The sequence below is a fragment of the Hydrogenophaga sp. genome (assembly GCF_022844385.1).
Taxonomy (GTDB): Bacteria; Pseudomonadota; Gammaproteobacteria; order Burkholderiales; family Burkholderiaceae_C; genus Hydrogenophaga.
The window spans coordinates 1-20,611 of sequence record NZ_JALHLX010000038.1 but is presented as its reverse complement, the minus strand read 5'-3'; the positions used below and the strand labels follow the sequence as shown (position 1 = coordinate 20,611).

Genomic DNA, 20,611 nt, shown 5'->3' with positions numbered 1-20,611 from the left:
CAAGTAGTGCTTTCTGGAGCCCCGATGAGCTGCCGCGTCTTGATGGTTGACGACAACGAGAACGACCTGCTGTTCACCCGCATCGCCTTGCAGCGCAGCGGAGTGGATTTTGAGATCCATGGATTCGAGCGCGCCCAGGAAGCGCTCAAGATGCTGGCCGGAACGCCCGACCATGGCATCAACTTGATCCTGCTCGACATCAACATGCCGGTCATGGACGGCTTCGGGTTCCTGCAGGCGTTCGATGCACTGCCGGCTTCGCAGCGCGGCCATGCGGTGGTGGTGATGCTGTCCTCGTCGTCCGACCCAGCCGACCGTGCACGCGCTTCGGCTCACCCCAGCGTGAAGGGCTTCCTCAACAAACCGCTGAGCAAGACGGCAGCGGCCGACCTGATCGGTCTGGTGCAGAAGCGATGACGCCTGGCCAGACCACCCGGCGGTGGGCGCTGGCCTTGTGGTGCGCCGGCCTGCTGCTCAGCGCCTGGGCCGCCTGGACCGTGCAGCTGAACAACCAGCAACGGCTGCTGGAACACACCCACGCTGCGGCCGATGCCCTGGCCGAGGCGATCCAGGACCGCTTCAAGTTGTACGAATTCGGCTTGCGGGGTGCCCGCGGCATGGTGGCGGCCAACGGTGACGAGCTGATCACGCCGAAACAGTTCAAGGCCTACATGGACAGCCGCGACATTGCGCGGGAGTTTCCCGGCGCGCGCGGCTTCGGCTACATCCATCGGGTGCCACAGGCTCAGGAGGCGGCTTTCGTGGCCCGCGCGCGCAGAGAGGGATCGGCAGATTTCAGCATCCGCGCACTGTCGCCCCACAACGGCGACCGTTTTCTCATCCGCCACATCCTGCCCGAAGCACCCAACCAGGGCGCCGCCGGGCTGGACATCGCCTCGGAGCCCCGCCGACGGGATGCTGCGCTCTCGGCTGCACGCGACGGCCAGGCACGTCTGACGGCGCCCATCACCCTGGTGCAGGCCAGCGGACTGACGCACCAAGGGCTGCTGATGCTGCTGCCGGTGTACCGCGACAACGCGAACGGCCGGTCACCCATGGAGCGCGAAACCGCCACGGTGGGCTGGACCTACATGCCGCTCGTGATCGACGAGATGCTGGCCGGGCTGGCGCCCCAACTCGACACGGTGGCGATGTCGCTCACCGACAGTGCAGAAGCAGCACCCCTTTACGAATCCCGGAGCCTGTTCGAACCGGAGGTGGAGGTCGCACTTCCGCTGATGGTGCTGGGGCGCCAGTGGGTGATGCGCGTTTCCCCGCTGCCGGCCATGAACGCAGTGACCAACCCTGGCTCACCCGTCCAGACCTTGCTGGGCGGCATCGCGCTGAGCACCCTGCTGGCGGTGGGCCTGGCCCTGCTGCTGCAACACCGCCAGCTGCTGCGCTCGCGCCTGCCCGATGCCCCGGTGGACTGGCACCCACGCTGGCAGCCGGTGAGCGCGGGTGCGTTTCTGCGCAGTTCACTGGCCGCACGCGCAGCGCTGGGCTTCGCCCTGGTGCTGGTGCTGCTGACGGTCAACACTTACCTGCAGCAACTCAGGCAGCAGCACCGCCAGGCCGGACAGGCACTGCAGGCGGCCGTGGACACGCTGGCCCGCACGGCAGAAGGCGGATACGCCGAACGGCGGCGCAGCGTGCTCTTTCTGTCCAACACGCCACCCGTCAAGGGTCTGGTGCGGGCCATGCAAAACGGCGGTGTGGATGCGCAAGACTTGTCCTCGACGGCACTGTGGCAAAACCGCCTGGAACAGATCTTTTCCAGCTTCCTCACCGCCACGCCGGAAGCGTTTGAGGTGCGCTTTGTCGGCGCCGCCGACGATGGCCTGGAGCTTGTGCGGGTGACTCGTGAGAACGGCCGCGTGGTGGTGGCCCCGCGCGAGAGCCTGCGGCGCAAGGGCAATGCGGTGGACCTGAGCGAGGCCTTGCGTCTGGGCGCAGGCGAGGTGTTCGTGTCGGACGTGGTCCTCCACCGAGAGCAGGAACAGATCGAACGGCCACTGCGCCCCACCATCCGCTACGCCACACCGGTGCACGACGCCAGCGGTCAGGTGTTCGGCGCCATCGTGATCAACATCGACCTGTCGGGTCGGCTCGGGATGCTCACCCAGGGCAGCGACCCCAGGCCGCAGGTCTACGCCACCAACGCGCAAGGCGATTTCCTGGCACACCCCGAACCTTCGCGCACCTTTGGCTTCGACCTCGGCGAGCGCCACCGCTGGGCCGACAGCTTCGAGCCGGCGCCGGCGCCCGACGCGTCCGGCGGCGACCGCGTCAGCTGGTGGAACGGCCCCGATGGCCTGGTCATGGCGGCGCAGTCCCGGGTGGTGGGCAATCCCGAATCCAGCATTGGCGTGCTGAACTACACGGCCACCCGGCGGGAGAGCGAACTCAGGGCCAGCGCAATGGCCAGTGCCCGCGATGGCTTGCCCCCCATGCTGGCTGCCGGCCTGGTGGGTGCGCTCATGCTGTACCTGTACTGGGTCGGCGTCCAGCGGGCTCTGCAGGCGCGCAACGATCGCCTTCAGGTGGCGGCTCTCGTGGACCAGTCTCCGGACGCGATCCTGGGCCTGGACCCTGAGGGCCGCGTGACGTCCTGGAACCTCGGTGCCCGGCAACTGTTTGGCTACACCCGTGAGGAGGCGGTGGGTCAGCGTCTGGATGCCCTCATCGTGCCGCCGGGACAAGTCAGCGACGAACTGGTGACCCTGGGAACCCTCTCGCATTCGGGCGAGGCTCCGCCGATGGAGCTGTGGCGACAGACCCGCGACGGCCGGCCCTTGCTGGTGTCCATGACCATGTCCCGTCTGGAACACGAGGAAGGAACAGCATCAGGCGCCTCCGTGATTGCGCGGGACATCACCAGCGAGCGTGCTGCGCAGCGCAAGGTGGTCGAGCTCAAGGAAGGTCTGGAGCAGCAGGTCAAGGACCGCACCGCAGCACTGGCCGACGAACGTGAACGGTTGGACAACATCCTGCGCGGCACCGATGCCGGCACCTGGGAATGGAACGTCGAGACCGGCGAGCTGCGCATCAACGAGCGCTGGGCCACCATGATCGGCTACAGCGTGGAGGAGCTCGGCGGCGTTGGGGTGGACTTCTGGCTGCAGCGCCTGCACCCGGACGATCAGGCGCTCACCCAAAGCATGCTCCAGAGCCATTTCAGCGGTGCCATCGAGCGCTACGAATGTGAAGTCCGTGCGCGCCACCGGGAGGGTCACTGGGTCTGGGTGCTCGACCGGGGCGCGGTGCGCAGCTGGAGCGCCGACGGACAACCCGAGTGGATGTATGGAACGCACCAGGACGTGTCGGCACGCAAGCAGGCGCAGGAGAACACCGCCCGCAGCGAAGCCTTGCTGCGCGGCGCCATCGACGCGGTCGACGAAGCCTTCGTGTTGTACGACCCGGACGACCGGCTGGTGTTCTGCAACGAGAAATACCGCGAGGTTTACCCCCGCGTCGCGCACCTCATGGTTCCGGGTGTGCCGTTCGAAGACCTTGTGCGTGCAGGTGCAGAACTGGGGGACTACGCGGCTGCGATCGGACGGGTGGACGAGTGGGTCGCTGAACGGGTGGCGGCTCACCGCAGCGGCAGCGCCGAGCTGGTGCAGCAACTCGCCAACGGCCGAACCCTGCGCATCATCGAACGGCGCATGCCCGACGGCCACACGGTGGGCTTTCGCATCGACATCACCGACCTGGTGCAGGCCAAGGAGAAGGCCCAGGAGGCCTCGCGCATCAAGGGCGAATTCCTGGCCAACATGAGCCACGAGATCCGCACACCGCTCAACGCCATGATCGGCATGACCCACCTGCTGGGCGACACGCCCCTGACCAGCTATCAGACGCAGCTGCTGCACAAGGCGCGGGTGGCCAGCCGCTCGCTGCTGGGACTGGTCAACGACGTGCTCGACCTGGCCAAGATCGAAGCGGGTGGGCTGGACCTGGACCTGCACCCCTTCAGCCCGCAAGACTTGATGGGCGAGATGGATGCCTTGTTCCGCGCCCAGGCCGAGGCCAGCGGCATCCGCTACACGATCAACGTGGCGCGCGATGTGCCGCCCGTGTTGCTGGGAGATGCCCAGCGCGTGCGCCAGATCTTCACCAACCTGATCGGCAACGCCTGCAAGTTCACCCAGGCCGGCAATGTGTGGGTCACGTTGGACGTGGTGCCGCCGCTGCCCACGCAAGACCCGCAGCACGTGCGCCTGCGCGGTGAGGTGCGCGACACCGGCGCCGGCATCGATGAGCAAACGCAAGCCCGACTGTTCACGCCCTTCACGCAGGCCGACAACTCCTCCACTCGACACTTCGGTGGAACCGGACTGGGGTTGTCCATCGTTCGAAAACTCGCCGAGATGATGGGCGGGCGGGTCGGTCTGTACAGCGTGCCGGGGCAGGGCAGCGAGTTCTGGTTCGAGCTGGTGCTGCAGCGGCCGCTGCCCGCTGACCTGAAAGGACTGGCCGAGATCCCGCACGAGGTTCAGGCGCGCACCGAAGACCCTGGCCAGGCATTGCGCCACCTCAACCTGCTGCTGGTGGACGACAGTGAAATCAACCTGGAGGTGGCGGCGGGCCTGTTGCAACGCGAAGGCGCCCGGGTGTGCCTGGCGCGTACCGGTCGCGAAGCGGTGGAGGCCCTGCGCGCCACGCCGCACGCCTTTGACGCGGTGCTGATGGACCTGCAGATGCCGGAGATGGACGGCCTGGAGGCGACGCGCCTGGTGCGCGGCGAACTGGGCCTGGGCGATCTGCCCATCATTGCGCTGACCGCCGGCGCGCTCGCCGAAGAACGCCAGCTGGCGCTCGCCGCCGGCATGAATGCCTTCCTCACCAAACCGATCGATCCCGAGCGGCTGGTGCGCACGGTGCGCGACAGCATCCGCCAGGTCGGCGACAAGCTCTCCCTGGAACGCGAACCGCATAACGCCCCTGCGGCCGACACGTCGCCAGCGCCCTGGCCGCAGATCCCCGGCGTGCACACGGCGGAAGCGGCGCAACGCCTGGGCGGCGACCTGGAGCTGTTTCTGAAGTCGCTGCAGCGGCTGCTCACCGAGTTCGGCGACTGGACGCAAGGCGAGGTGGCGCTGCCCGACAGCGAGGACGCGCACAAGGCGATGGCCGCGCGCCTGCACAAGCTGCGCGGCATTGCCGGCACGCTGGGCATCAACGGCTTGATGGAACTGGCCCGGGCCATGGAGACCGGGCTGGCGCAGACGCTGCCCCCGGCGGAACTCTCTTCCCGGTGGCACGACCTGCAACAAACCCTGACAACACTCCAGCGCGACAGCGAGCCCGTGCTTCAGGCCGGTGGGCAGCGCAGCGGGGCCGGCGCCATGGCGGGGCAGCTCGGCGCCAGCGAGGCCGAACTGCAGCACCTCTTGACGCTGTTGCAGCGCCAGGACCTGGATGCACTGGCCTGGTGGCAATCCCGCAACCAGTGGCTGCGGGCCCGTTTTGGCGTCACACTCGTTGAACGCGTGAGCCGCCAGCTGGACGATCTCGACTTTGCGGGGGCCAGCGCGGCCTTGACCGGGGAGCCCGCCCCGGACACCGAAACGGCCAGGCCCCACGAGCAGCAGTCATGACAACCCCAGCCCAAAGGCCCGCAGCCGCCAACGACACCGCTTCGGACGTGTCCGGCACGCAGATGGTGCCCGACATCCTGATCGTCGATGACGATCCCGGCATGGTTCAGACGCTGGCCCGCGTCATCCGGCCGCTGGGCCGGCTGCGCTTTGCCACCCAGGGTCTGGATGCCCTGCGGCTGATGGCCGAGGCGCCACCCGACCTGGTGCTGCTCGACGCCCAGATGCCCGGCATGTCGGGCTTCGAGGTGCTGGAAGCGATCAAACACGATCCCCGGCTCTCCGACATTCCGGTGATCTTCGTCACCAGCCAGGCCGAAGCCCAGTTCGAGCAGACCGGGCTGGAAAAAGGCGCGGCCGACTTCATTGCCAAACCGATCCGCCCCGCCATCGTGCAGGCGCGTGTGCGCACGCAGCTGCGGCTCAAACAGGCCAACGACGCGCTCAAACAAGTGGCCGCCGCCGACCGCCTGAACCTGGCCGAAGCGCTGGCCGAACTGCGCGAAAGCCACGCCCAGCTGCAGAAGACGGCCGAAGAACTGAAGCTGGCCAACGAAGGGCTGCTGCAGTTCGTGCGCATCAGCTCGCACGATCTGCGAGAACCCCTGAACACCGTGGTTCAGTTCGTCGGGCTGGTGGAGGACGACCATGGCGCCGCGCTGCCGGAGGAGGCGCGCCACTATCTGCGGCTGGTGCGCAGCGCCGGTGAACGCATGCGCACGCTGCTCGACGACGTGGTGCGTTACGCCCGCCTGCAGCGTGGCGAGACCGAGCCCCGCACCCCGGTGGCACTGGAGCCGCTGCTGGCCGAACTCTGCGAAGCCCTGGCCTCCCAGCTCGCGGCCAGCGGCGCCGAGCTGCACATCGGACAACTGCCGGTGGTCCAGGGCCACGCGAGCCTGCTGTCCTTGTTGTTCCAGAACCTGGTGTCCAACGCGCTCAAGTTCATGCCCGAGGGCCGCGCGCCGCGCATCGAAATCGCGGCGCACAGCGTTGCGGGCGTGGCCACCATCACGCTGGAAGACAACGGCATCGGCATCTCGTCCGAGGGCATGGACCAGCTGTTCCAGCCGTTCGCCCGCCTGAACCTGCGGCGCGAATTCGAAGGCTCGGGCCTGGGCCTGGCGATCTGCCGCCAGATCACGGAAGCCCACGGCGGCACGATCAGCGTGCGCTCACGGCCAGGCGAGGGTTCCGCGTTCGCGGTGACGTTGCCGCTGGCCTGAGGTTTCGGCGGCATCAGGGTGCCGCGCCGCGGACACGATGCCGTCCAGGATGTCCGGGATTTCAAACAGGGCCCGGTTGTCCATGGCCCGCACGCGGGCACGGAATTCTTCGAGGCGGGCAAGCAGTTCATTCACCGCGCGGTCGACCGTGCGAAAGCTGCGGTGCACGATGCCCAGCTGATGCTCCGTGATCCACTGCGCGTTGTAGCGCTCCTGCGGCATGGTCCAGGCGTTGTCGACCACGATCACCGGCAGGCCTTGCTGTACGGCTTCGCTGATGCTGCCCGGACCGGGTTTGCCGATGAAGAAGTCGGCCAGCCGCATGTAGCGCGGAATGTCGGACGCAAAACCCACCACCAGCCGGGGCGCGCCCGCCGGCAAGGAGCGCAGCTGCGCCGCCAGCTTCTTGTTGTGACCACACACCAGAATCAGCTGGGTGGAAGCGCCCAGGCGCCTGGCGATGCCCAGCATGGCCTTGGAACCGTGGCCGCCAAACAGCACCAGCGCGGTGGGCCGGCTTGGGTCCAGCCCCAGACGGCGCATCTCGCTGGCGCGGTCCAGCGCAGGTGCTTCGTAAAACTCGGGGCGGATGATCATGCCGCTGGTGGCGTGCACGCGCTCCGGGGCGTGGCCGAGCTCCAGCGCCTGCGCTACCGCGCGTGCGCTGCCGCAGATGAAGTGCTGCGGCTGACCACGCTCGATCCAGAAGTGAGGCGGGATGTCGGCCAGGTCGGTGAGCACGGTGGCGTAAGGCACACCGGGCAAGGTGCTGGCCAGGCTTTCGAACATCGCGCGGTTGAAGTTGGGCACCAGCGAGACCACCACGTCGGGCTCGTTGCGCAGCCAGTGTTGCTGCAGCGGCTTCATCAGTGTGGTGTGGCCCAGGCGGATGAGACCCTGCAGGATCTTGAGTTCCTGCGCCATGCCGATGGTCCAGCCCCGTGCAAGGCGTTTGTTGTACCAGTCCTCCGGCGCACTGCCGGTCATCTTGCGAAAACGGTCTTGTGGGTCCAGCACCTCGAACAGGTTGACCAGCCGAACCCGCCAGCCGCGGTGGTGGCGCTCCAGTGCTGACTGCAGGGCCAGCGCCGAAGCGCGGTGGCCGCCGCCAGCATTGAAATACACCAGGTCGATGGTGGTGGGTGTCGGTGTGGCAGTGGGCATCGAGCGCTCGCTGAAAGGGCCGTGCGCAGCGGCAGGGGCTGCGCCAGCGGGTTCCAGTAGATCGTCCTTGTGTGACAGAACGGTTTCAAAACGCCCACGGCCGACCGGGCGGTCCATGGCCGACGGTGTCAAGAAATGCACAACTGCTGCCGATAGGCAGAAAACAAGTCGACACCCGACAGGCACGCAAAGCCTTATTCCTTTACAAAGCAAGACCGCTCCAGCCTTTTGCCAGGCGACGGGCACGAGGTGATCGACCGCTGGAGACCGCCGTTGTTGACAAGCCCTGCCACCGCTGCTGAAAACCACCGTCAGCTCGACGAGTTGACCGAGCTGGTGCCGGGCGCCTTGCTGCGCTACCGGGTGCATGCCGACGAGCGGGTCGAGCTGCTCTACATCAGTCGCTACGCGCTGGACATCTGGGGCGTGACGGCCGAAGCCGCCATGGCCGATGAATCCCTGCTCTGGAACACCGGCGAGCGCCAGGCCCAGATCGAGTTGCGGGAGTCGTTCATGCAGGCGGTGCGCCAGCGCCGGATCTGGTGGCACGAGTGGCGCATCAAGGACACGCAGGGCCACCCGAAATGGCTGCGGGGCACCGCCAAACCCCTGGAGCAGATGGATGGCACCGTGCTGTGCACCGCCTTCATCATGGACGTGACCGAGAGCATCCGCGCCCGCGCACTGGAGTACGCCGGCGACCTGCGCAACCGCCAGATTTTCGACAACGTGCCCGGCTTAGCCGTGCAGGGCTACGGGCCCGACCTGATCGTGACCTACTGGAACGCAGGTTCGGAACGACTCTACGGGTTCAGCGCGCAGGAGGCGCTGGGGCGCAGCATGCTCGACCTGGTGGTGCCGACCCACATGCACGCAGCGTTCAAGGCCACCGTGCAGCACATGGTGCAGTCCCGCACACCCGTGCTCTCGGGCGTGCAGTGGCTGCGCCGCAAGGACGGCTCCAGCGTGGAGGTGCACTGCAACGAGGTGTTCATGGAACACCCCGATCGCGGCATGGAGTGCTTCTGCGTCGACTTCGACCTGACCGAACGCCGCGCCGCCGAAGACCAGCGCCTCGCGCTGGAAATGCAGCTGCGCGAGTCGCAGAAGCTCGAAGCCCTGGGCACGCTGGCCGGTGGTGTGGCGCACGACTTCAACAACATCATGGCCGCCATCCTGGGCAACGCGCGGCTGGCGCTGGAAGACGTGCAGAGCCAGGACCCGGCGGCCATCAGCCTGCAGGAAATCCTCAAGGCCGGCGGCCGGGCGCGCGATCTGGTGCAGCGCATCCTGTCGTTCAGCCGTCGCCAGGTGCTGGAGCGGCGCGTGGTCGCGTTGAGCTCGGTGGTGGACGAGTCGGTCCGGCTGCTGCGCGCCACCCTGCCGCGAACGCTGGAGCTGCGTGTGGCGTGCGATCCGCAAACGCCACCGGTGCTGGCCGATGCCACGCAGATGCAGCAGGTGCTGCTCAACTTGTGCACCAACGCCTGGCAGGCCATGCCCGACCTGGCTTGCGGCAAGTTGCACATCGAACTGCGGCCGCACCGCGGCGCACCGCCGCCCAGGCATGGTGTGGTCTCGGCACCGGGCGCGCTCACCGACTGGCCAGAGGTCAATGTATGCCTCGCCGTGAGCGACAACGGCGCGGGCATGGACGCCCAGACGATGGAGCGGCTGTTCGAACCCTTCTTCACCACCAAGCCCCCGGGCGAGGGCACAGGCCTGGGCCTGGCGGTGGTGCACGGCATCCTGCGCGACCACCAGGCGGCGATCGAGGTGGACAGTGCGCCCGGCCGGGGCTCCACCTTCTCGCTGTATTTCCGCGCGGCGGGGCAACTGGAGGCAGCACCCGAGCCGCCCGACGAACCACAACGCGCCACGGCGGCAAGGGTCGCGGCAGGCCTCGCGGGCACACGCATCCTGTATGTCGACGACGACGAGATGATCAACCACCTCATCGGGCGCATGCTGCAGCGCGGCGGCTTTCGGGCACTGGTGTACCGCGATCCCCGCCAGGCCTTGAACGATGTGCGCGAAGGCAAGGTGGACTACGACCTGGCCATCACCGACTTCGCCATGCCCGGCATGTCGGGGCTGGAACTCGCGCGCGAGCTGCGGGCCCTGCACCCCGGGCGTCCGGTGGCCATCACCTCGGGCTTCATCGCCGAAGAGCTGCGGCGCCTGGCGCCCGCGGCCGGCATCGCCGACCTGATCCCCAAGCCCAACACCTGCGAAGAACTCTTCGACGCGATCGAACGGCTGGCCAGCCGCGTCTGCCGACCGGCCTTGCCCTGAACCTGCGCGTCAGGCCCGGCGGGCAACGCCGATGACAATGGCGCCTTGATTCACCCCGCAGGAGCCCCCGCCCATGAAAGCCGCCTGGTACCGCCGCAATGGCCCGGCCCAAGATGTTCTGGAGGTGGGCGAGCTGCCCACGCCAATGCCCGGCCCGGGCGAGGTGCGGGTGTTGATGCACACCTCGGGCGTCAACCCGTCGGACGTGAAATCGCGCCTGAAGCGGCCACTGAACGCCGAACTCATCGTGCCGCACAGCGACGGTGCCGGTGTCATCGATGCGGTAGGCGAAGGCGTGCCGCCCGAGCGCATCGGCCAGCGGGTCTGGCTGTGGAACGCGCAGTGGCAACGGCCGATGGGCACCGCCTGCGAACAGGTGGCGCTGCCGGCCGGGCAAGCCGTGCCGTTGCCGGAAGGTATCGGGTTTGACGAGGCTGCCTGCTTCGGCATTCCCGCGCTCACCGCGCTTCAGGCCGTGCACCTGGCAGGCCCCCTGCAAGGCACCACGGTGCTGGTCACCGGCGCGGGCAACGCCGTGGGGCACTTCGTGACCCAGCTCGCGGTGCTGCAGGGCGCGCAGGTGATCGGCACGGCCGGCTCGACCGCGCGGCAGCAGCACGCGCGCGACGCCGGTGCGGCGCACGTGATCGACTACCGGAACGAAGCGGTGGCGGACCGCTTGGCCAAGCTCACGAACGGACAGGGTGTGGATGTAGTGATCGACATGGACTTCAGCAGCACGGCGGCGCTGCTGCCGCACCGCATCCTCAGGCCCCACGGCCAGCTGGTGTGCTACGGCTCCAACCAGCCCGGCGAGGTGACGGTGGACTTCCGCACGCTGCTGTTCAACTCCCTGCGGCTGACGTTTTTCATCGTCTACGAACTGCTGCCCGCCGACCGCGCCCGCGCCACCACGCAACTGGACGGCCTGTTGCGGGCAGGCACGCTGCGCCACACCGTGGCGCAAACGTTTGCACTGGACGACATCGCCGCCGCGCACGAAGCGGTGGAGACCGGCAGCGCCGTGGGCAATGTCGTGATCCGGTTGCGGGATTGAACCGCCTCACGGCGCCTGCCGCATGAACGTTTCATTCACTCCCGCACAGACCGCCGAGGCACTCCCCTACCCGGCGCTGGCCAGCGAGATCGAAGCGCTGCTGCGCGACCCCGGCGTGGTGGTGCCCGCGCGCACCGTGCAGGCACTGGCCGGCGGCGGCAGTCTGTTCGTGATGCCCGCCGCAGACGCGCGCGTGGCCATCACCAAGCTCATCACCTTCATCCCCGACAACGCCACGCGCGGCCTGCCCGCGATCCAGGGCGACATCGTGGTGTTCGACGCGGTGACGGGCCAGCGCACCGCCTTGCTCGACGGCCCCACGGTTACTGCACGGCGCACGGCGGCGGTGTCGCTGCTGGCCGCGCGGCGGCTCGCGCCGCGCACCGACGGACCCTTGCTGATCGTGGGCGCGGGCGTGCAGGGGCGCTCGCACCTCGAAGCGTTTCACGCGGGCCTGGGTGTGCAGGAGGTGTGGGTGGCTTCGCGCAGCGCCACGAGCGCCGACGCACTGGTGCAGCACGCGCACAGTCTGGGCATGCGCGCACAGCATGTGGTGGATGCCGACGCCGCCTTGGCCGATTGCCCGCTGGTGGTGAGCTGCACATCGGCACAAGGCATTGCGTTGCGCGCGAAGCCCCGCACCGACGCCTTCGTGGCCGCCGTGGGCGCGTTCACGCCGCGCATGGTGGAGTGGGCGCCCGAGGTCTGCCGCTGGCTGGCCGCCGAAGGCCTGCTGGTGGTGGACACGCGCGACGCCGACCATGAAGCGGGCGATCTATTGCAAGCCGGCATCAATGTGTCTGCCCTGCCCACGCTGGCCGACGTGGTGCGCGACCCGGCTGCGCAGCGGCGCAGCGGGCCGGTGTTCTTCAAGAGCTGCGGCTGGGCCGGCTGGGACCTGGCGGCGGCACGGCTGGCCCTTCAGCGCTGAGACGTCAACGGTAAGTGGCCAGGTGGATGCTGGTCTCGGTGCTCTGGATGCCCTTGATCAGCCGGATGCGCTCCAGCACCTGCGAGAGCTCGGTCATGGAGCCCGCGCTGAGCTCGGCGAGCAAATCCCATCGGCCGTTGGTGTCGTGCAGCGCGGCCACGCCGGGCTCGCCCAGCAGGCTCGTGATCACCGCGCGCGTCTGGTTGCCATCCACCAGCACCGCCATCCAGGCGCGGATGCGTTCGGGCTCGGCTTCGGGGCGCAGGCGCACCGTGTAGCCCACGATCAGCTGCTGGTCTTCGAGCTTGCGGATGCGGTTGGTCACCGTGCCGCGCGACACCTTGAGGCGGTGCGCCAGCTCGGCCACGGTGGCGCGCGCGTTTTGCCGCAGCTGGGCAATCAGGGCCTGGTCAATATCGTCCATTTCCGCATTCTGGCAGCCAAGTCTGCCGTTTTGCTCAGTTTTCTTTGTTTATGGCAAGTTTTTGCCGATTCACATTGCCGCTCCCCTGCGAGAGACTGGGTCTCATGACTTTGAGCAACACCATGAACCCCGCACACACCCTGTTTCTGAGCGCGCCCGCCGCCGCCGAATTGATCAACCGCCACGGCATCCCGCAGACCCTGCGCGGCATGCGCGATGCCATTGCCGAAGACTTCGCGCGCTGGGCCGACTTCGACAAGTCGGCCCGCGTGGCCAACCACAGCACCCATGGCGTGATCGAGCTCATGCCCATCGCCGACGACACGCTCTACAGCTTCAAGTACGTCAATGGCCACCCCAAGAACACCGGCCTGGGTCTGTCCACCGTGATGGCCTTCGGCGTGCTCGCCGACGTGGCCACCGGCACACCGCTGCTGCTGTCCGAACTCACGCTCACCACCGCCCTGCGCACCGCCGCCACCTCGGCCCTGGCCGCGCAAACCCTGGCCCGGCCCGACAGCCGCGTGATGGCGCTCATCGGCAACGGCGCGCAGAGCGAATTCCAGGCGCTGGCCTTCCAGCACCTGGTGGGCATCACCACGCTGCGCGTGTTCGACGTCGACCGCGCCGCCACCGCAAAACTGGTGTCGAACCTTTCTGGCAGCGGCCTTGAGATCGTGGTGTGCGAGAGCATCGCAGAGGCCGTGCATGGCGCCGACATCGTCACCACCATCACCGCCGACAAGACCAACGCCACCATCGTCACGCCCGAGATGCTCGCCCCAGGCATGCACATCAACGGCGTGGGCGGCGACTGCCCCGGCAAGACCGAGCTGCACGCCGAGGTGCTGCAGCGCGCCAGCGTGTTCGTGGAATACACGCCGCAGACGCGGGTGGAAGGCGACATCCAGCAGATGCCGGCCGACTTTGTGGTGACCGAACTGCACGACGTGCTGGGCGGCCGCGCGCCAGGCCGAACCCACGCCGACCAGATCACCGTCTTCGACTCGGTGGGCTTTGCGCTGGAGGACTACTCGGCCCTGCGCTTCATGCACAGCCTGGCCATCGCGCAAGGCCTGGGCACCACGGTCTCGCTGATCCCTGATCTGGCCGATCCGAAGGACCTGTTTGCCGCGCTGCGCCCGCAGGTGGCAGCGGCTGCGCTGCGCCTGGTGGCCTGAGAGGCCACCGAACTCAGACCGTCTGCGCCCGCACCCAATCCACAAACGCCACCACCGGCGCACGCGCCCGATCGGTCGTGCGCACGCTCAGGAAATGCACCGGCCGAACGATCTTCTGCAGGCTGCGTTCGCCCAGCACCACCAGCTCGCCGCGCTCGATCTCGCGCGCTGCCAGGCGTGTGCTCTCCAGCGCCACGCCCATGCCGTCGGCGGCGGCCGAGATCGCCATGGCCGCGCGGTCGAACGAGGGGCGGGGGCGCAGGGGCAGCGGCAATCCATTGAGCTGAAACCACTCGGCCCAGCCCACCGGGCTGAGCTGCGAATCGATGAGCGTGAGGCGCTGGATGGCCCGGGACGCGGGCTCCCTGGCCACCAGCAAGGCGGGCGACACCATCGGCGCGATGCGCTCGTCGCCGAGCGAGACCACGTCCAGCCCGGCTTTGTGGCGCGCCGAACCATAAGAGAGCGCCACATCGATGTCGCGCACGACGCCCAGGTCCACCGGGTCGGCGCCGGTGGTCAGGCGGATGTTGATCGCCGGGTGCCGTGCCACGAACGACGGCAGGTGCGGGCCAAGCCACTTGAGCGCCAGGCTGGGCGCGCAGTGCACCGCCAGCACCTCGTCGTGCGTGGGCAACTGCACCTCGGCGCAGGTGGCTTCGAGCGCATCGAACAAGCGGCCCAGGCTCTCGAACAGACGCCGCCCCTCCAGCGTGGTCTGCACCTGGCGATGGCGGCGCTCGAACAGCGCGCGGCCGAAATGCCGCTCCAGATCACGGATCTGGTGGCTGATGGCCGAGGCGGTGAGGTGCAGCTCAAGTGCTGCGAGCGCAAAACTCTGCAGGCGTGCGGCGGCCTCGAAGGTGCGCAGCCGCGCCAGCGGTGGAAGATTCCTCATGCAATCGGCTTTCAGATGAAACTGGCTCATGTTTCCATGAGCATTCATCGTTTGTCAATGCGCGCGACCTGGTCGACCATCGTGGTTCATCACCCCCCGAGGAGACACCATGTCCGCCGTGCTTGAAAAACTGTCCATGCTGGGTCAGAAGGAATACCGCCACGACCCGCTGACCGACCCCAAGGTTTCGATCTACCAGCCCGACCAGCCCGGCTTGATCTACCCCGGCATCCCCACGTTCGACGACGTGAAGCAGGAGCGCCAGTACCTGAAGGAACGCCTGGCGGGTGCCTGCCGCGCGTTTGCGCGCCAGGGCTTCGACTACGGTTTTGCTGGCCACCTGACGATCCGCGATCCCGAGCACCCGCACCTGTACTGGACCAACCCGATGGCCGTGCACTTTGCGCAGGTGAAGGTGTCCAACCTGATCCTGGTGGACCACCAGGGCCAGGTGGTGGAAGGCCGCCACGCCGTGAACCGCGCCGGGTTCGTGCTGCACGCCGCGGTGCACGAGGCGCACCCCGACATCGTGGCCATGTGCCACGCGCACACGGTCTACGGCACGGCGTTCGCGTCACTGGGCCAGCCGCTGCAGCCGATCTCGCAGGACGCGGCTGCGTTCTTTGAAGACCACGTGGTCATTGGCGACGAAGCCGGCCAGGTGGCGGTGGAAGTGAAAGCCGGGCTGAAGGTGGCCGACTGGTTCAAGGGCGTGAAGGCCGCGATCCACCAGAACCACGGTCTGTTCACGGCGAGCCGCCACAGCATCGAAGCCGCAGCCTTCTGGTTCATTGCGCTGGAGCGCTGCTGCCAGCAGCAACTGGCCGTGATGGCCACCGGCGCCACGCCGCGTCTGGTGCCGGCCGAGCGAGCGCGATACAGCCGCGAGCACGTGGGCAGCGAGTACATCGGCTGGCTGCACTTCCAGACCATCTGGAACGATCTGGTGCGCAGCGAGCCCGACCTGTTCGACTGAAACAGACCGGGCGGGTCAGCGATCAGCGCTGGCCGTGGGCGGTCTTGGCGGCCTGGATGCAGGCCGTCTTGGCGTCACCGCTCAAGGTGTCGCACTTTTCAGCGGCGACCTTGTACTTGGCTTCGTTGACGTCTTCCTTGGCCTCGGCACGGCTTTCGGCCGAGGCATTCGGGCTTTTGGCGGCGGCAATGGCGGCCACGTGCGCCGCCTTGGCTTCCTTGTTGCACACGTCCTTGGCGTTGCCGCTCAGGTCGTCGCAGCGCTCCTTGGCCACCTCGTAGATGCCGTCGGCCTTGACGATTTGCACCCGGGTGCCGTCGGCCGGCTTGCCGCTGGCGCGGAACTCCAGCTCGGCGCGTGCGTTCTTTTCTGCGGCTTTGGCTTCTTCTTCGCAGATGTCCTTGGCGTTGGCTTTCAGGCTGTCGCAGGCGTCCTTGGCGGCTTTGTAGTTCGCGCTGATGGTGTTCTTGGCGGCGTCGTATTCGGCCTTGGTGGGCGGCGCGGCTTGCACGGCCATCGGGGCCAGCAGCAGTGCGCTGACAAACAAGGCGGCGCGGGAATGGATGCTTTTCATGGAGGGTCCTTTTCGGTTTGACATAAGTTGTGGGGAGCAGCGCCGCGGCGCTGATGGGGACCACGCGTGGAGCATCGACCAACCTGCGCACGGGGTCTGTACGCCGTCGAACGAAGTGCTCTCGCCCACCGCGGCAACGCGCGCGACAAAGGCACAGCACGGGCCGGCGTAGCATCTCGCGTCATGCCGCACACACCCGCCGACCCCAGCCTGATCGACTCGCCCGTGGCCGTGCGCCGCCTGCTCACCACGCTGGCGCTGGTGACGCTGGGCAACAGCGGCATGTACGTGGTGGCGGTGGTGCTGCCGGCGGTGCAGGCCGAGTTCGGCGTGGGCCGGGCCGATGCGTCCCTGCCCTACACGCTGATGATGGTGTGCCTGGGCATCGGTGGGCTGTTCACCGGCAAGCTGGCCGACCGGTACGGCATCACGCCGGTGCTGCGCGTGGGCGCGTTGGCGGTGACGGGTGGTTTCATCTGGGCGGCGTACTCGGGCAGCATCTGGACCTTCGGTCTCGCACACGGACTGCTGCTGGGCATGCTCGGCAGTTCGTCCACCTTTGCGCCGTTGCTGGCCGACACGGCCCTGTGGTGGAACAAGCGGCGCGGCATGGCGGTGGCCATCGCAGCCAGCGGCAACTACGTGGCGGGCACCGTTTGGCCGCCACTGGTGCAGTGGGGCATCGAGACCATCGGCTGGCGCCAGACCTACGTCATTCTGGGTGTGGTGTGCGGCACCGGCATCTTTTTGCTGGCCAACCTGATGCGCCAGCGCCCACCGCTGGTGGTGACCGCACCGGTGAGCGCGGGCGAAGTGGCACCCGACACCAGCCGCCCCTTTGGCCTGCACCCCAATCACGCCATGGCCCTGCTGTGCGTGGCAGGTGTGGGCTGCTGCGTGGCCATGTCGATGCCGCAGGTGCACATCGTGGCCTATTGCACCGACCTGGGCTTTGGCGCGGCGCGCGGCGCCGAGATGCTCTCGCTCATGCTGTTCTGCGGCATCGCCAGCCGGCTCGTCTCGGGCTGGATCTGCGACCGCATCGGCGGCATCCGCACGCTGCTGCTGGGCTCCGGTCTGCAGTGCGTCGCCCTGCTGCTGTTCATCCCGTTCGACGGCCTGGTCTCGCTCTACGTGGTCTCCGCGCTGTTCGGCCTGTTCCAGGGCGGCATCGTGCCCTCCTACGCCATCATCGTGCGCGAGTACTTCGCGCCCAAGGAAGCCGGAGCGCGGGTGGGCGCGGTGATCATGGCCACGCTAGTGGGCATGGCGCTGGGCGGGTGGATGTCCGGCTGGGTGTTCGACATGACCGGCAGCTACGACGCCGCCTTTCTCAACGGCATCGCCTTCAACCTGCTCAACATGGGCATCGCGCTTTGGCTGTACTTTCGGGTGCGGCGCGTCGGACGCGCGGGGCTGGCAGGCAGTCGGGCGGGTTGAGGGCCGGGGTGCGGTCAGAAACGGGCTGGTTTCATGGCCCTTTTCACATTTCAGATGACGGTTGCCGCTGACGATATGAACAGTCAGGCCATACCGCCTTCCGTTGTCGTGCCTGCCGGCACAAACCCCGCCATGAAACTTTCGCTCAAACTCCCACTGGCCTTTGCCGCGACACTCGCCCTGGTGATTGCCGCCGCCCTGTTCGGCATCCACAGCCTCAACCAATCCATCAAGACCTTCGAGACCGAGGTGCACGAGAGCCACCAGAACGCAGCTGCGGCCAGCCACCTGCTGAGCCAGTTCAAGACACAGGTGCAGGAGTGGAAAAACACCCTGCTGCGCGGCAAGGATCCGGCACAACTCGACCGCTACTGGAAAGCCTTCAACAAGATCGAAGGCGAGATGGCGGATGCCTCGAAGCAACTGTCGCAGCAACTGCCGGCCGGTGAAGCCCAGGACCTGGTGAAACTGTTCGCGGCCGCCCACCTCACCATGGGACAAAACTACCGCGCCGCCTTCGAGACCTTCAAGGCTTCAGATTTCGACCACGCCGTCGGTGACAAGGCCGTCAGCGGCATGGACCGTGAACCCGCCCGACTGCTGGACGCCGCAGTGAAGAAACTCGCCGACGACAGCGCCGCGCTGGCCGGCGCGGCAGAAGCCAGCGCCATCCGCGCCACCACCATCAGCCTGTCACTCATGGGCCTGGTGTGCGTGGTCGGCATCACCGGCGGTGTGCTGTTCAGCCGCAGCATCACCCGGCCGATCAACCGTGCCGTGAACCTGGCGCGCCAGGTGTCCGAAGGCGACCTCACCGCCCAGGTCGACATCCGGGGCAAGGACGAAATTGCGCAACTGCTGCAGGCCATGCACACCATGCAGGGCAAGCTGTCTGCGGTGGTGCGTGTGGTGCGCGAAAACTCCGAAAGCGTGGCCACCGCCAGCGCACAGATTGCCCAGGGCAACCACGACCTGAGCGCGCGCACCGAACAACAAGCCTCGGCGCTGCAGGAAACGGCAGCGTCCATGGAAGAACTGAGCTCCACCGTGCGGCAGAACGCCGACAACGCCCGCCAGGCCAACCAGCTCGCTCAAGGTGCCAGCGAGTTCGCCACCAAGGGCGGTGACGTGGTGGGCCAGGTGGTGCAGACCATGAAGGGCATCAACGACAGCAGCAAAAAGATCGCCGACATCATCGGCGTGATCGACGGTATTTCGTTCCAGACCAACATCCTCGCGCTCAACGCTGCGGTGGAAGCCGCGCGCGCTGGCGAGCAAGGCCGCGGCTTTGCGGTGGTGGCCGGCGAGGTGCGCAACCTCGCGCAGCGCAGCGCCGAAGCAGCCAAGGAGATCAAGCGCCTGATCGGCGACAGCGTGCAACGCGTCGAGCAGGGCTCGGTGCAGGTGGATGAGGCGGGCCAGCGCATGGCCGAGATCGTGGGCTCCATCCGCCAGGTCACCGACATCATGGGTGAGATCAGCGCAGCATCCACCGAACAAAGTGACGGTGTGGCACAGGTGGGCAACGCCGTGACCCAGATGGACCAGGCCACGCAGCAGAACGCCGCGCTGGTGGAAGAAAGCGCGGCCGCTGCATCAAGCCTGAAGACCCAGGCGCAGCAGCTGGTGGACGCGGTGGCCATTTTCCGGCTGGCGGGTGCGGCGCGCTGAAGCGCCCCGGTGCTACAGCGCCTGCTGCGTCAGCAGGCCCGCCCGGGCCGAGTAGCGCACCAGGCTGTCCAGAGCCTCGATGTCGACCCGCGCGCTGCGCCGGCCGTAGACCTCGGCCTTGAGCCAGGCCAGCTCCGTCTCCAGGCCCTGCGCGTCGGCCAGGGTGCAGAACCAGACCTTGGACTCTGCGTCCCACCGGTAGCCGCGGGCCTTGAGCTGGTCTTTGGACTCGAACGGTGACCCGGTGGCGCGGAGTTTGAAACTGGGTTGGGCTGCTGCAGCGATCAGCTGCGACAAGCCCGTGGTTGTGCCCTTGGGGACCGGCCGGGCCAGCACCTGCAGCAAGGCGTGGCAATCGACCTGCGCCCGGTGCGCGTCATAGAACCAGCCGTGGTCCTGAGCCAACGCGCTCAGCTTGGACGAGCCGGCACCAGCCGCTTTCCAGTCGATGTCGGCAAACGAGCAGGCCCAGGCCTTGCCGGCGAACACCGGAAAACGCGCTTCCACAAACGGTCGGTCAAAGCCGGCGTTGTGCGCCACGACCAGGTCGGCCCGGGCCACCAGGGCCGCCACCAGCGCATCGTCCAGTCTTTGGCCTTGCACCATGTCGTCGCTGATGCCGGTGACCTCTTGAGCCACTGGCGGGATCGGCATGCCAGGGTCTTCGAACCCCTCGAAAATTTCCACCGGCCCGAAAGGCAATCCCGAGCCCGCGTCCACCTGCACCAGCAGCATGGCCAGCTCGATGATCTTGTCGACCTGGTGCGACAAACCGGTGGTTTCGGTGTCCAGCACCAGAACATGGCGCACATCCGGCGCGTCAGGAGCCGCGCCAAAGTCGTGGATGGGAGCCAGCCTCCTCAGGACGCGGAAATCGGGGTCCTGTTCCAGGCGTTGCGCCATTTCTTGTGACGTCAAGGGCTGCGCGGGGACGGGCTGGGTGGGGGGCGAAGCCGGCGACAAAGGTGGGGGTGCCGGTCGCGGCGCATCAAACTCGAAACTGAACTGGTTCATCGCTGGAGCCTACCCGAGTCGATGGTGCAGAGGTCGGGCTTTGCATGCCAAGGCGATGTGCAGAAGCCCGGAAACGACGAAGCCCTTGCAGATCAAGGGCTTGGACGTTGTTGGTGCGGCTGGCGGGGATCGAACCCACGACCCTTGGCTTCGGAGG

15 protein-coding genes are annotated in these 20,611 nt (G+C 67.5%); 10 read left to right on the top strand and 5 right to left on the bottom strand.

Going from position 1 to position 20,611, the window contains the following annotated elements:
• The first annotated feature begins 24 nt into the window (after positions 1–24).
• The 3 genes from Q0C59_RS09180 to Q0C59_RS09170 are packed head-to-tail and all read left to right on the top strand — an operon-like array spanning position 25 to position 6,829.
• Positions 25–417 (top strand): response regulator, encoded by a 393-nt coding sequence (locus Q0C59_RS09180; protein ID WP_291214336.1) that lies wholly within the window; start codon positions 25–27, stop codon positions 415–417.
• Positions 414–5,603: a CHASE domain-containing protein gene (locus Q0C59_RS09175; RefSeq protein WP_291214334.1), complete on the top strand. Its 5,190-nt coding sequence runs from the start codon at positions 414–416 to the stop codon at positions 5,601–5,603. Before Q0C59_RS09180 ends, Q0C59_RS09175 begins: the two co-directional genes overlap by 4 nt.
• On the top strand, positions 5,600–6,829 hold the full coding sequence (locus Q0C59_RS09170; RefSeq protein WP_287383249.1) for an ATP-binding protein: 1,230 nt from the start codon (positions 5,600–5,602) through the stop codon (positions 6,827–6,829). The genes Q0C59_RS09175 and Q0C59_RS09170 overlap by 4 nt, the downstream gene beginning before the upstream one ends.
• Here Q0C59_RS09170 and Q0C59_RS09165 read toward each other — a convergent pair.
• On the bottom strand, positions 6,779–7,993 hold the full coding sequence (locus tag Q0C59_RS09165; protein ID WP_291214330.1) for a glycosyltransferase: 1,215 nt from the start codon (positions 7,991–7,993) through the stop codon (positions 6,779–6,781). The two genes, Q0C59_RS09170 and Q0C59_RS09165, sit on opposite strands and share 51 nt — an antisense overlap.
• A 273-nt stretch (positions 7,994–8,266) precedes the next feature.
• Between Q0C59_RS09165 and Q0C59_RS09160 the strand changes: the two genes are divergently transcribed.
• From Q0C59_RS09160 to Q0C59_RS09150, 3 genes are all read left to right on the top strand, one after another.
• Positions 8,267–10,288: a PAS domain-containing sensor histidine kinase gene (locus Q0C59_RS09160; protein ID WP_291214328.1), complete on the top strand. Its 2,022-nt coding sequence runs from the start codon at positions 8,267–8,269 to the stop codon at positions 10,286–10,288.
• A gap of 73 nt (positions 10,289–10,361) precedes the next feature.
• Entirely contained in the window at positions 10,362–11,345 is a 984-nt protein-coding gene (locus Q0C59_RS09155) for an NADPH:quinone reductase (protein ID WP_291214326.1), read from the top strand.
• Positions 11,346–11,367: 22 nt separating this feature from the next.
• Positions 11,368–12,276, top strand: a complete 909-nt coding sequence (locus tag Q0C59_RS09150; protein ID WP_291214325.1) for a delta(1)-pyrroline-2-carboxylate reductase family protein — start codon at positions 11,368–11,370, stop codon at positions 12,274–12,276.
• A 4-nt stretch (positions 12,277–12,280) separates the two neighbouring features.
• Here the strand turns inward: Q0C59_RS09150 and Q0C59_RS09145 are convergent, their stop codons facing one another.
• On the bottom strand, positions 12,281–12,700 hold the full coding sequence (locus Q0C59_RS09145) for an Lrp/AsnC family transcriptional regulator (protein WP_291214324.1): 420 nt from the start codon (positions 12,698–12,700) through the stop codon (positions 12,281–12,283).
• A gap of 122 nt (positions 12,701–12,822) precedes the next feature.
• Between Q0C59_RS09145 and Q0C59_RS09140 the strand changes: the two genes are divergently transcribed.
• Positions 12,823–13,881 carry an ornithine cyclodeaminase gene (locus Q0C59_RS09140; protein ID WP_291214322.1) on the top strand — a complete coding sequence of 353 codons (1,059 nt, stop codon included), beginning with the start codon at positions 12,823–12,825 and terminating at the stop codon, positions 13,879–13,881.
• Positions 13,882–13,894: 13 nt separating this feature from the next.
• Here Q0C59_RS09140 and Q0C59_RS09135 read toward each other — a convergent pair whose 3' ends face one another.
• The gene (locus tag Q0C59_RS09135) at positions 13,895–14,779 is read right to left on the bottom strand and encodes a LysR substrate-binding domain-containing protein (protein WP_291214320.1); all 885 of its coding nucleotides are present in this window, start codon (positions 14,777–14,779) and stop codon (positions 13,895–13,897) included.
• Positions 14,780–14,915: 136 nt separating this feature from the next.
• Between Q0C59_RS09135 and Q0C59_RS09130 the strand changes: the two genes are divergently transcribed.
• On the top strand, positions 14,916–15,755 hold the full coding sequence (locus Q0C59_RS09130; RefSeq protein ID WP_291214350.1) for a class II aldolase/adducin family protein: 840 nt from the start codon (positions 14,916–14,918) through the stop codon (positions 15,753–15,755).
• A 22-nt stretch (positions 15,756–15,777) separates the two neighbouring features.
• Here Q0C59_RS09130 and Q0C59_RS09125 read toward each other — a convergent pair whose 3' ends face one another.
• Positions 15,778–16,329 (bottom strand): hypothetical protein, encoded by a 552-nt coding sequence (locus Q0C59_RS09125; RefSeq protein ID WP_291214318.1) that lies wholly within the window; start codon positions 16,327–16,329, stop codon positions 15,778–15,780.
• Between the two features lie 183 nt (positions 16,330–16,512).
• On the opposite strand from Q0C59_RS09125, the gene Q0C59_RS09120 reads away from it, so the two are divergent.
• Together Q0C59_RS09120 and Q0C59_RS09115 are read left to right on the top strand one after the other, a co-directional pair.
• Complete coding sequence (locus Q0C59_RS09120; RefSeq protein WP_291214316.1) at positions 16,513–17,769, top strand: MFS transporter; 1,257 nt, start codon at positions 16,513–16,515, stop codon at positions 17,767–17,769.
• A gap of 132 nt (positions 17,770–17,901) precedes the next feature.
• Positions 17,902–19,440 (top strand): methyl-accepting chemotaxis protein, encoded by a 1,539-nt coding sequence (locus tag Q0C59_RS09115; protein ID WP_291214314.1) that lies wholly within the window; start codon positions 17,902–17,904, stop codon positions 19,438–19,440.
• Between the two features lie 12 nt (positions 19,441–19,452).
• Here Q0C59_RS09115 and Q0C59_RS09110 read toward each other — a convergent pair whose 3' ends face one another.
• A complete protein-coding gene (locus Q0C59_RS09110; RefSeq protein WP_291214312.1) occupies positions 19,453–20,343 on the bottom strand; it encodes a 3'-5' exonuclease in 891 nt (296 codons plus the stop codon).
• Between the last annotated feature and the right edge of the window lie 268 nt (positions 20,344–20,611).